The organism is Streptococcus parauberis NCFD 2020 (genome assembly GCF_000187935.1).
In the GTDB taxonomy this organism is placed as follows: Bacteria; Bacillota; Bacilli; order Lactobacillales; family Streptococcaceae; genus Streptococcus; species Streptococcus parauberis.
In genome coordinates this window covers 1225624-1238013 of sequence record NZ_AEUT02000001.1, presented here as the reverse complement: position 1 = coordinate 1238013, position 12390 = coordinate 1225624, and the positions used below count along the sequence as shown (strand labels likewise).

Genomic DNA, 12390 nt, shown 5'->3' with positions numbered 1-12390 from the left:
ACAGTATTTTAAGTGGTTTTTCTCTTTCTTTTGTTTCCAAGAGATGATACTATTTTAGTATAAAATGACTAATGGAGTAGAAATGGACTTTAAAGAACGTATATCTGTTCAATTTACAAATCTGACTAAAACAGATAAGAAAATATCTAATTATTTAATACAAAATCCAGAATTTTTAACGGAAAATAGTGTACAAGGGGCAGCTAAGGTGATGAACACCTCGCCAGCTGCATTGGTTCGTCTAGCCCAAAAAATTGGTTATAAAGGCTTGGCCGATTTCAAAATGGACCTAGAAAATTATGCAAAAGACAAACCAGGCAAGGAGCTTGCTGAAGGTGCAACGGTCCGTGATCAAGTTTTGTCAAACTATCGGGATACTATTGATGTCATTCAGGGGCATCTGAAAGAAGAAGATTTACAGCAGGTGGCACGAATTATTCTTGAAGCTAGTCGAGTCAGAATTCTCGGAATTGGGAGTTCGGGTTTGCGGGCCGAGGAGTTGGTTTATCTCTTGCTTTATCAGGATGTTTATACGGAAAGTATTACTAGTAAGACCAAGATGCTTTATCTAGCTCGTAATTTAAGTGCAGATGATGTTTTGATTTTTTATACTGTTTCGGGTAATAAGGATTTTCAAGAATTATTTACAGCAGCAAAAGAAGTAGGTGCTAAAATAATTATCTTAACTATGGTCGATAATCCATATGTCCGTGACTTTGCTGACCACTTATTTGTTTTACCTTCGAATTTGCAACAATTAACCAATACTAGCGGTGAATTCTATCAATTGGATAATCGTCTTCAGTTTTCAATTTTCTCTGAAATATTAGCAGCTTATGTCAATCAAGAATTAAAATAAATTTCAATATAAAAATTAGTATTGAAATAAATTTCAAACATGGTATAATAGCCTTACATAAAAAATACTATTCACTAGTTTAAAGGAGATTACCATGAATAAATTTATGGATATGCTAAGTGAAAAGGTCTTGCCTGTGGCAACAGTTTTAGGGAATAATAAATACTTATTAGTCCTTCGTGATGCTTTCATGCTATCTTTTCCGTTGACAATGTTTGGTTCTTTGATTGTTGTTTTCAATAATCTACCGTTTTGGCCAGATAGTTTAAAAGCACAATTTTCAACTCTATTTGGAAATGGTCAAAGTGCAACTATGTCGATTATGACTGTTTTTGTTTCATTAGGAATTGGTTATTATATGGCTAAAGCAGAAGAAATGGAAGAAGGTATCTATGCTGCAGTTGTTTCCCTAGCTTCATTCTTAGTTCTAACACCCTTTTTCTTTGATGTCTTTGGTGAAGATGGTAAAGTTGCTGCAACTGCAAATGGTGCCTTGAGTCTTGATCGCCTTGGTGCCAAAGGGATGTTTCTAGGTATTATTGCTTCATTCTTAGCTGCTAAATTGTTTGTCTATTTAACAAAACGAGGCTTTACGATTAAAATGCCTGAGAGTGTTCCACCAGCAGTTTCAAAATCTTTCTCAGCTTTAATTCCAGCAATTGGGACATTACTTTCCTTCTTAATTGTTAATGCCATTATGGTTGGCTTGTTTAAAACCAATCTACATGATGTCATTTATAATCTTATCCAAAAGCCATTGACTGGTTTAGGAACAAGTTTACCAGCGACAATTGTAGCTCTCTTCTTTGTTCAATTCTTATGGTTCTTTGGTTTGCATGGACAAGTTATTGTCAATTCTGTATTTGAGCCGTTTTGGCAAACAAACATGTTAGATAATGCTCAATTAACCCAGCAAGGGGCTGATGCTTTAGCTAAACATGGTCATATTGTTACTAAATCATTCATGGATACTTTTACAGTTGGTTTAGGTGGTTCTGGTTCGACCTTAATAGTGGTTTTAATTATGGCATTCTTTATGAAGCATAAACAATATAAAGAAGTTGGTCGCTTTGCCTTAGGACCTGGTATCTTCAACGTAAATGAACCAGTTATCTTTGGTTTACCAATTGTTATGAATGCTAGCATCTTTATCCCTTGGTTATTAGCACCAATTGTTTCAGTCATTATTGCTTACCTAGGGTTTGCTAGTGGTATAGTGCCTCTAACAACAGGTGCTCAAGTACCATGGACAATGCCAATCTTTATTTCAGGATTCTTAGCTACTAACTCAATTATGGGGTCATTATTGCAGTTGGTTCAAGTTGTTGTGATTGGATTAATTTGGTTCCCATTCCTCAAAATGATTGATCGTAACGACCAATCGTTATAATACATATCAAGAGGGAGTTGACATGACATCGACTTCCTCTTTTAAGGAGAAACTATGAAAACATTACAATTTCCAGAGAATTTTTGGTGGGGAGCTGCAACCAGTGGACCTCAGTCAGAAGGAAATTTCAAAAAAAAACACCAAAATGTGATGGACTATTGGTATGCGACTAGTCCTCAAGACTTTTACAATCAAGTTGGACCTGACACAGCTTCCGATTTCTACCATGACTACATAAATGATATCAAATTGATGAAAGACTGTGGCCTCAACACTGTCCGTACATCTATTCAATGGTCTCGGTTGATTGATGATCTGGAAACCAACACCGTTAACCAAGATGCAGTTGATTTCTATAACGCTGTTATTGATGAGTTCATAGCCCAAGGCATAACACCATTCATGGACTTACACCATTTTGATTTACCTGTTGAATTATTGCACACTTACGGAGGCTGGGAGAACAAGCATGTTGTTGAATTATTTGCAGGGTTTGCAGAAAAATGTTTCCAGCTGTTCGGCGACCGTGTCAAATATTGGTTTACGCACAATGAACCTTTAGTAGTTGTTGAAGGTGGTTATTATGAACAGTTCCATTATCCTAAAAAAGTCGACGGTAAAGCGGCAGTTCAAGTTGCCTACAATCTCCAGCTTGCTAGCAGCAAAGCGATTGCCAAATATCGTCAATTGAATTTGGACGGAAAAATTGGGATTATCCTTAATTTGACGCCAGCATATCCAGCTAGTCAAGAAGCAGAAGACCTTAAAGCAGCTCATATAGCTGACTTGTGGTATAACCGTCTCTTTATGGATGCTAGTAGTAAAGGTGAGTTCACTCCAGAATTAGTTGATATCTTGATTAAAGAAGGTGCTCTTTGGCAAACAAATACTGAAGAATTGGCGATTATTAAGGAAAATACCATTGATATCTTAGGTGTTAATTTCTATCATCCAAATCGTGTTCAAAGACCAAAATATTCCTCAAATAGTTTAGCAGTTGATTTTCTTCCGACAAAATTCTGGCAATCCTATGAAATGCCAATGGCTCGAATGAATGTTGATAAGGGTTGGGAAATTTATCCTAAGGCTGTATATGATATTGCTAAGGATATTCAGGATAATTATGACAATATCGACTGGTATATCAGTGAAAATGGAATGGGTGTTTCTCGTGAAGAACGCTATATTAACCAAAATGGCTTAATTGAAGATGACTACCGGATTCAATTCATCAAAGAGCACCTCTATTGGCTTCACAAAGGAATGGAAGAAGGTAGTAACTGTCTAGGCTATCACTTGTGGACACCAATTGATTGTTGGAGTTGGGCTAATGCCTATCGTAACCGTTATGGTCTGGTGACAAATAATATCCACACACAAGTCAAAGCATTAAAAAAATCAGGTTACTGGATGAAAGAAGTGGCAGATAAGAGTGCTTACGAGATTGATGAAACCATCATTGCGGACTAATTTAAGCTAGTAAAAATGGGTGATAAATGACAAAAATTAACTATTTAAATTATTGCAAACAATCATTTTTGAGCATTCACCTTTAAAAATATTTTTTTACTTAACATACTAACAATTTTAGGTTATTATTAAATTGTATAAGAATTTTAAGGAGAGAGAAAATTCTTATGCAGTCCAAACAAGACGGGGAGTAACGTGATGTTACTCCTTTTAGAATTTTGTAAAATTAAAAGATAATATTTGATATTCTAATAGATTGGTCTAAACTTTTAAGGTTAGAAACTAATTTATTGTTAATGATTCTATTCGAAACTTATTCAAATTCAGATCGATCAAGCTGACTCTATAAAAAAATGATATAATAGACGTATTATAGATGACAATGAAATGAGGTATATTATGGCAGAACCATTTTTTCTAAACTCTTGTATGCATGATAAAATTTGGGGTGGGACTAAATTAAGAGAAATTTTTAATTACGAAATTCCAACTGAAACAACTGGGGAGTATTGGGCAATTTCAGCTCATCCAAATGGGGTTTCAAAAATTGCTAATGGGAAATTTGAAGGACAAGGATTGGATCAAGTTTATGTTGAAAATCCTGACTTATTTGGTAATCCTAGTGAAAAAGTCTTTCCTCTTTTAACTAAAATTCTTGATGCCAATGATTGGTTAAGTGTTCAAGTGCATCCTGATGATGTTTATGGCTTGGAACATGAGGGCGAACTTGGCAAGACAGAATGTTGGTATATTATTTCAGCGGAGCCAGGTTCAGAGATAATTTACGGTCATAATGCAAAATCAAAAGAAGAGCTTGCTCAATTAATCGAAGCGGGAGCTTGGGATCAGTTATTAACGAAGATTCCTGTTCAAGCTGGTGACTTTTTCTATGTGCCAAGTGGAACAATGCATGCCATCGGCAAAGGCATTATGATTCTTGAAACGCAACAATCGAGTGATACAACCTATCGTGTTTATGACTTTGATCGTAAGGATTCAGAGGGTAATTTAAGAGATTTACATATTAAAGAATCAATTGATGTCTTAACAATTGGTAAACCAGAAAATAGTGTTCCAGCCACAATGGTGATGGACAATATTGTTACTACGACTTTAGTATCTAATCCGTTCTTTACAGTTTATAAATGGTCGATTAATCAGATTGTTAGTATGCGTCAAACAGCACCTTATTTACTTGTCTCAGTATTATCTGGTCAAGGCCACTTAGTAGTTAGTGATAAGTCCTACCCGCTAGAAAAAGGGATGCATTTTATCCTTCCAAATGATGTTAAGAATTGGTCGTTTGAAGGTCAGCTGGAGTTGATTGTTAGTCATCCAAATAAAAAATAAAGATTAAAATTTTTTGTAATATGAGAATGATGAGAAAAGGGATGATAACAAGGCTCTTTTCTCTTTTCAATTGGTGGGATTTCTTGAACTGACTGCCCAATTATGTTAGAATAAACTGACAAGACACTCGAAAGGAACCAGGATGGCCAATATTGTACGCAAAGTCATTGAAAATGACAAAGGCGAAATAAGAAAACTAGAAAAAATAGCAAAAAAAGTTGAAGCATATGCTGATCAAATGGAGGCTCTATCTGATTCAGATTTGCAAGCTAAAACACCCGAATTTAAACAAAGATATCAAAATGGTGAAAGTCTTGAAGACTTATTACCAGAAGCTTTTGCAGTTGTTCGCGAAGCAGCAAGACGTGTTCTTGGTCTTTATCCATACCGTGTCCAAATCATGGGTGGTGTTGTCCTCCATAATGGTGACGTCCCTGAAATGCGTACTGGTGAAGGTAAAACGTTAACAGCGACTATGCCTGTATACCTTAATGCTCTTGCCGGTGAAGGTGTTCACGTTATCACCGTAAATGAATACCTTTCAACACGTGATGCGACTGAAATGGGTGAAGTTTATAGTTGGTTAGGATTATCAGTTGGGATTAACTTGGCTGCTAAATCTCCAGCTGAAAAACGTGAAGCATACTTATGTGACATCACTTATTCAACAAACTCAGAAGTTGGTTTTGATTACCTTCGTGATAACATGGTTGTTCGGCAAGAAGATATGGTTCAAAGACCACTTAGTTATGCTTTAGTCGATGAAGTTGACTCAGTTTTAATTGATGAAGCTAGAACGCCATTGATTGTTTCAGGTGCTGTTAGTTCAGAAACTAACCAATTATATATGCATGCAGATATGTTTGTTAAAACATTGTCTAAGGATGATTATATTATTGATGTTCCAACCAAAACAATTGGTTTAAGTGACTCTGGGATTGATAAGGCTGAAAATTATTTCAAACTTAATAACCTCTATGACATTGAGAATGTTGCACTCACCCACTTCGTAGACAATGCTTTGCGTGCAAACTATATCATGCTTTTAGACATTGACTATGTGGTCAGTGAAGATGGGGAAATCTTAATTGTTGACCAATTTACTGGTCGTACAATGGAAGGTCGTCGTTTCTCTGATGGTCTTCACCAAGCAATTGAAGCTAAAGAAGGCCTTCGGATTCAAGAAGAATCTAAAACTAGCGCATCAATTACCTACCAGAATATGTTCCGTATGTACAAAAAATTGGCAGGGATGACTGGTACAGCAAAAACTGAGGAAGAAGAATTCCGCGAAGTATATAATATGCGCATCATTCCAATTCCGACAAACCGTCCAGTAGCTCGTCTTGACCATACTGATTTATTATATCCAACATTAGAGTCTAAGTTTAGAGCAGTAATTGCCGACGTAAAAGAGCGCCATACAAAAGGTCAACCAGTCCTTGTAGGTACAGTTGCTGTAGAAACCAGTGACTATATTTCCAAAAAATTGGTTGAAGCGGGCGTACCTCATGAAGTATTGAATGCTAAAAATCACTTTAAAGAGGCTCAAATCATTATGAATGCTGGACAACGTGGAGCAGTAACAATTGCAACCAACATGGCCGGTCGTGGTACAGATATTAAGCTAGGTGAAGGTGTTCGTGAATTAGGTGGACTTTGTGTGATTGGTACCGAACGTCACGAAAGTCGCCGTATTGATAATCAGCTACGCGGACGTTCAGGTCGTCAAGGTGACCCAGGTGAGTCTCAGTTCTACCTATCACTAGAAGACGACTTAATGAGACGTTTCGGTTCTGATAGAATTAAATCAGTTCTTGATCGCATGCGCCTTGATGAAGAAGATACTGTTATTAAATCAGGCATGTTAGCACGCCAAGTTGAGTCAGCACAAAAACGTGTTGAAGGTAATAACTATGACACGCGTAAGCAAGTCCTTCAATATGATGATGTTATGCGTGAACAACGTGAAATCATTTATGCTAACCGTCGTGATGTTATCACAGCAAACCGTGACCTTGGTCCAGAAATAAAAGCAATGATTAAGCGTACTATTAAACGTACCTTAGAAGCACATTCACGGAGCAACCGTAAAGATGCTTTGGATGCTATTGTTGCTTTTGCAAGAACTAATATTGTTCCTGAAGAAAGTATTTCAGTCAAAGATATTCGTGACATGAAAGATGAGCAAATTAAGGATTATCTCTACGAGAAAGCCTTGGCTATCTATGAAAGTCAAATTGCAAAATTACATGATAAAGAAGCTATCTTAGAGTTCCAAAAAGTCTTGTTATTAATGATTGTCGATAACAAATGGACAGAACACATCGATGCTCTTGATCAATTACGTAATGCAGTTGGTTTACGTGGTTATGCGCAAAATAACCCGGTTGTTGAATACCAAGCTGAAGGGTTCATGATGTTCCAAGCAATGATTGGAGCAATTGAATTTGATGTAACACGTACGATGATGAAAGCACAGATTCATGAACAAGAACGTGAACGTTCAACCCATCATGCAACAACGACAGCAGCTCACAATATTGCTGCGCAAGGTAATGGTCAAGAATCTGAGGGAGCTCTTGATTTTTCTGGTGTTAAACGAAATGATCTTTGCCCATGTGCTTCAGGTAAGAAATTTAAAAATTGTCATGGAAGAAAAAACTACTAAGACAAGCCAGATTTTTCTAACACATAAGACAAAGGAAGCTGGGAAAATTCCCAGCTTCCGAGGTTTATCATCACAAATACATTGATTTAGGATAAAAAATGATTATTGGACATGGTATAGATTTACAAGAGATTTCTGCTGTTGAAAAAGCTTTTAGACGAAATGAACGTTTTGCCCAGAAAGTTCTAACATCAAATGAACTTGCTATCTTTAATGGATTAACTGGTAAGCGCCAAATCACTTATTTAGCAGGACGTTGGTCAGCTAAGGAAGCTTTTTCCAAAGCATTAGGAACAGGTATTGGCAAGTTAAGTTTCCATCATATTGAAGTATTATCTGATAAAAAGGGACGCCCTTACATCAGTCGGTCTCCATTTAATGGAAATAGTTTTGTTAGTATTTCTCATAGTGGTGATTATGTTCAAGCAAGTGTGATTTTGGAGGAAGAGTAATGATTTCAAGTTTACATCGACCAACTGTGGCCAAAGTAAATCTTAATGCAATAAAAGACAATATTAAGCAAGTTCAATCTCATATCCCAACGGGCAAAAAAGCCTATGCAGTAGTCAAAGCAAATGCCTATGGACACGGAGCAGTCGAAGTAGCTAAAGCTATTGATCCAGATATAGATGCTTATTGTGTATCCAACTTGGATGAAGCTTTGGAGCTTCGCCAGGCTGGTATCACAAAAGAAATTCTAATTTTAGGGATTATCTTAGCTGATCAGCTAGCCTTGGCAATTGAGAACAATGTGACATTAACTGTCTCAAGTCTGGAGTGGCTTGAAGATGCTAAGCAAAGCGGAGCAGACCTAAGCAAGTTGCATGTCCATCTCAAGGTTGATTCTGGCATGGGTCGGATTGGAGTTCGTAGTCTTTCTGAGGCTAACGCCTTGATTGCTGCGCTCTTAGCTGAAGATAGCCATATTGATGGCGTCTTCACTCATTTTGCAACAGCCGATGAAGCTAACGCTGACAAATTCAAACAACAGTTACACTTCTTTACAGAGTTAGTAGAATCATTGGACCATAAGCCTGCGCTGGTGCACGCTAGTAATTCAGCAACCAGTCTTTGGCATAGTGAAACCATTTTTAATGCAGTCCGATTAGGCATTGTTATTTATGGATTGAACCCGAGTGGAACTGATTTAGACCTACCATATCCACTAACTGCTGCGCTGTCTTTGGAAACTCGTTTAGTCCATGTGAAGACAATTAATGCAGGTGATACAGTTGGTTATGGGGCCACCTATCAAGCCAAAGAAGCAGAAGTAGTTGGAACAATTCCAATTGGTTATGCCGATGGCTGGACGCGTGATATGCAAGGTTTCTCAGTCTTAGTTGATGGACAAGCCTGTGAGATTATCGGACGCGTGTCAATGGATCAGGTAACCATCAGATTACCTAAGGTTTATCCAATTGGAACCAAGGTAACCTTGATTGGGCAAGATGGGTCTTCCGTAATTTCAGCAACGGATGTCGCAGACAAACGTGGAACAATCAATTATGAAGTTCTCTGTGTCTTAAGTGACCGTGTGCCTAGAAAGTACTTTTAACTGAAAAGTTGGCAAAACTCTTGTATAATAGGTACAAGAGTTTTATTAATGATGAGGGGTATAAGAGATATATGAATTTACAATCACCAATTTCAGAATTGAAAGGGCTTGGCCCCAAGTCTGCAGAAAAATTTCATCAATTAGAGATATATACCATTGAAGACTTATTGATCTATTATCCATTTCGTTATGAAGATTTCAAGAGTAAGTCAGTTTTCGACTTGCAAGATGGTGAGAAGGCTGTCTTAACTGGACAAGTGGTGACGCCAGCAACTGTCCAATATTATGGCTTCAAACGGAATCGTCTTTCCTTTAAAATTAAACAAGACGAGCTAGTGATTGCGGTCAATTTCTTTAATCAGCCCTATCTAGCTGATAAGGTTGAAATTGATAAGGAAGTAGCTATTTTTGGGAAATGGGATCAGAAAAAAGCTGCGCTTACAGGCATGAAATTTCTGATGTCTCTAGAAGATGATTTGCAACCTGTTTATCACACAGTTCAAGGAGTTAGCCAAACTGCTCTAATTAAAGCAATCAAAGCTGCATTTGATGCAAATGTCTTGGACCAAATTAAAGAAAATATTCCAGCATTACTTCTTCAAAAATACAAACTGATGCCTCGACAAGATGCAATCAGAGCCATGCATTTTCCAAAAGATTTAAGGGAATACAAATTAGCTCTTCGTCGCATTAAATTTGAAGAACTCTTTTACTTCCAAATGCATTTACAGTTGTTAAAAGTGGCTAATAAATCTGAAAGCTCAGGTTTAGCCATCAACTTTTCGCAGGAAGCTGTTAATGCCGTCATTACCAACCTACCTTTTCCATTAACTGGCGCACAAAATAAAAGTCTTAGAGAAATCTTAGCCGATATGAAATCGGGCCACCATATGAACCGTCTTTTACAGGGAGATGTTGGTTCAGGGAAAACAGTTATTGCTAGTCTAGCCATGTATGCCGCATACACTGCCGGCTTTCAATCAGCCTTAATGGTTCCTACAGAAATCCTCGCTGAGCAGCATTATGACAGTCTAAGCCAACTATTTCCTGATCTTTCGATAGCTATCTTAAAATCGGGAATGAAGGTAGCTGAGCGACGAACAGCCTTAGCAGCCATTGCTGACGGATCAGTGGATATGATTGTAGGTACCCACGCGCTGATTCAAGATGCTGTTCAATATCACCACTTGGGACTAGTAATAACCGATGAACAGCACCGCTTCGGGGTTAAGCAACGACGAATTTTTAGAGAAAAAGGTGACAATCCCGACGTCCTTATGATGACGGCTACACCCATTCCTCGTACGCTGGCCATTACCGCCTACGGCGAGATGGATGTGTCAATCATTGATGAACTGCCTGCAGGGCGCAAGCCGATTGTGACCCGTTGGGTCAAACATCAAGAGTTAGATAAGGTTTTGCCTTGGATTATGGATGAAATTGCCCAAGGCGCTCAAGTCTATGTCATCTCTCCTTTGATTGAAGAGTCCGAGGCACTGGATTTAAAAAATGCTGTCGCTCTTGAGAGTGAGTTGAAAGACTACTTTAAAGAGTCTGCCAGAATTGCCTTGATGCACGGGAAAATGAAGAATGAAGACAAGGATGCTATCATGCAAGCCTTTAAGAATAAAGAGACTGATTTGCTGGTGTCAACGACTGTTATTGAGGTTGGTGTCAACGTTCCGAATGCAACTATAATGATGATAATGGATGCTGACCGGTTTGGTCTTAGTCAATTACATCAGCTTCGTGGTCGGGTTGGACGTGGTCATAAGCAGTCCTATGCAATTTTAGTGGCAAATCCAAAAACTGATTCTGGTAAAAAACGGATGAGGATTATGACAGAAACGACAGATGGTTTTGTTTTAGCGGAGGCTGATTTGAAGATGCGTGGTTCTGGTGAAATTTTTGGAACGCGCCAGTCAGGGATACCAGAATTTAAGACCGCTGATATTGTCGAAGATTACAATATCTTAGAAGAAGCTAGAAGAATTGCCAGTGAAATTGTTTCGCAAGTGGCTTGGCAAGAGGATGACCGTTGGCAAGCTATTCTTCCCAATCTTAGTGAAAAAGGTAGCTTTGATTAATCTTTCAGACTAAAGGCTAGAGTGGGAAATCGATTTCAAAAAATGGTATACTTATAAGACTAGTTAAATGAAAAGGAGACTACTATGAGCAATCAGATAATTGGGCAAACATGTCTTGAGGGATCGCGTATTGCACTTGGCTGTATGAGAATGGCGGCTTTAGAAGTAGAAGAGGCTAAAAAAGTAATTTCAACAGCAATTAATGAAGGGATTAATTTCATTGATCATGCTGATATCTATGGAGGTGGGGAATCTGAAATTCGTTTTAGAGATGCTGCTAAGAATCTTGGACTTTCGCGTGACCAATATCTTCTACAATCTAAGTGTGGGATAAGAAAAGGCTTTTATGACTTTTCTAAAGAATATATTCTATCATCTGTTGATGGTATTTTAGAACGTCTTGATACAGACTATTTAGACATTTTAGTCTTGCACCGTCCAGATGCACTTGTTGAACCTGAAGAAGTGGCAGAAGCTTTCCTTCAATTAGAAAAAGCTGGCAAAGTGAAACACTTCGGTGTCAGCAACCAAAATCCACATCAAATTGCTTTATTACAGTCTTATCTGAATGAACCATTAGCAGTGAATCAGATGCAATTATCACCTGCTCATACGCCTATGTTTGATGCTGGATTCAATGTTAATATGCGTAATCAAGCGTCAATTGATCATGACAATGGTGTTGTTGAGTATTGCCGTTTGAATAAGATTACTATCCAAGCTTGGTCTCCTTTCCAAATTGATTTGGACAAGGGTCTCTTTGCTGGTAACCCAGATTATGAAGAATTAAATCAAACCATTGCTAATTTAGCTGCTCAATATCAAGTTTCTGATGAGGCAATTGTCATGGCTTGGATACTACGTCATCCAGCGAAAATGCAAACTATTGCTGGTTCAATGAATCCAGAACGACTTTCAAAAATTGCACGTGCATATGATGTTCAACTAACTCGTGAAGAGTGGTATGATATCTACCGAAGTGCTGGTAATTCATTACCATAACAAAAA

Annotated in this window: 9 protein-coding genes; all 9 read left to right on the top strand. The window is 37.8% G+C overall.

The genetic code is table 11. The annotated features are described in order from the left end of the window. Window positions 1-82: 82 nt before the first annotated feature. The 9 genes from SPB_RS06190 (at window position 83) to SPB_RS06150 (ending at window position 12384) form a co-directional block, all read left to right on the top strand. Entirely contained in the window at window positions 83-859 is a 777-nt protein-coding gene (locus SPB_RS06190; RefSeq protein WP_003103815.1) for a MurR/RpiR family transcriptional regulator, read from the top strand. Between the two features lie 94 nt (window positions 860-953). Continuing rightward, complete coding sequence (locus tag SPB_RS06185; RefSeq protein ID WP_003104196.1) at window positions 954-2249, top strand: PTS sugar transporter subunit IIC; 1296 nt, start codon at window positions 954-956, stop codon at window positions 2247-2249. Window positions 2250-2303: 54 nt separating this feature from the next. Further along, window positions 2304-3719, top strand: coding sequence for a glycoside hydrolase family 1 protein (locus SPB_RS06180; protein WP_003103355.1), 1416 nt, complete (start codon window positions 2304-2306; stop codon window positions 3717-3719). Window positions 3720-4118: 399 nt separating this feature from the next. Continuing rightward, the gene (manA, locus tag SPB_RS06175; protein WP_003105701.1) at window positions 4119-5069 is read left to right on the top strand and encodes a mannose-6-phosphate isomerase, class I; all 951 of its coding nucleotides are present in this window, start codon (window positions 4119-4121) and stop codon (window positions 5067-5069) included. Window positions 5070-5211: 142 nt separating this feature from the next. Then, entirely contained in the window at window positions 5212-7740 is a 2529-nt protein-coding gene (gene secA / locus SPB_RS06170; RefSeq protein ID WP_003102552.1) for a preprotein translocase subunit SecA, read from the top strand. A 98-nt stretch (window positions 7741-7838) separates the two neighbouring features. After that, window positions 7839-8192 (top strand): holo-ACP synthase, encoded by a 354-nt coding sequence (acpS, locus tag SPB_RS06165; protein WP_003102702.1) that lies wholly within the window; start codon window positions 7839-7841, stop codon window positions 8190-8192. Next, on the top strand, window positions 8192-9295 hold the full coding sequence (gene alr / locus SPB_RS06160) for an alanine racemase (RefSeq protein WP_003105497.1): 1104 nt from the start codon (window positions 8192-8194) through the stop codon (window positions 9293-9295). Before acpS ends, alr begins: the two co-directional genes overlap by 1 nt. A gap of 44 nt (window positions 9296-9339) precedes the next feature. Next, on the top strand, window positions 9340-11382 hold the full coding sequence (recG, locus tag SPB_RS06155) for an ATP-dependent DNA helicase RecG (protein ID WP_257876044.1): 2043 nt from the start codon (window positions 9340-9342) through the stop codon (window positions 11380-11382). A gap of 84 nt (window positions 11383-11466) precedes the next feature. Next, window positions 11467-12384, top strand: a complete 918-nt coding sequence (locus SPB_RS06150) for an aldo/keto reductase (protein ID WP_003103492.1) — start codon at window positions 11467-11469, stop codon at window positions 12382-12384. The last annotated feature ends 6 nt before the right edge of the window (window positions 12385-12390 follow it).

What these genes read in the sequence shown, in the direction of transcription:
- SPB_RS06180 (WP_003103355.1), top strand. Translation starts at nt 2,304, where the DNA reads ATGAAAACATTACAATTTCCAGAGAATTTTTGGTGGGGAGCTGCAACC.
- secA (WP_003102552.1), top strand. Translation starts at nt 5,212, where the DNA reads ATGGCCAATATTGTACGCAAAGTCATTGAAAATGACAAAGGCGAAATA.
- manA (WP_003105701.1), top strand. Translation starts at nt 4,119, where the DNA reads ATGGCAGAACCATTTTTTCTAAACTCTTGTATGCATGATAAAATTTGG.
- acpS (WP_003102702.1), top strand. Translation starts at nt 7,839, where the DNA reads ATGATTATTGGACATGGTATAGATTTACAAGAGATTTCTGCTGTTGAA.
- SPB_RS06185 (WP_003104196.1), top strand. Translation starts at nt 954, where the DNA reads ATGAATAAATTTATGGATATGCTAAGTGAAAAGGTCTTGCCTGTGGCA.
- SPB_RS06190 (WP_003103815.1), top strand. Translation starts at nt 83, where the DNA reads ATGGACTTTAAAGAACGTATATCTGTTCAATTTACAAATCTGACTAAA.
- SPB_RS06150 (WP_003103492.1), top strand. Translation starts at nt 11,467, where the DNA reads ATGAGCAATCAGATAATTGGGCAAACATGTCTTGAGGGATCGCGTATT.
- alr (WP_003105497.1), top strand. Translation starts at nt 8,192, where the DNA reads ATGATTTCAAGTTTACATCGACCAACTGTGGCCAAAGTAAATCTTAAT.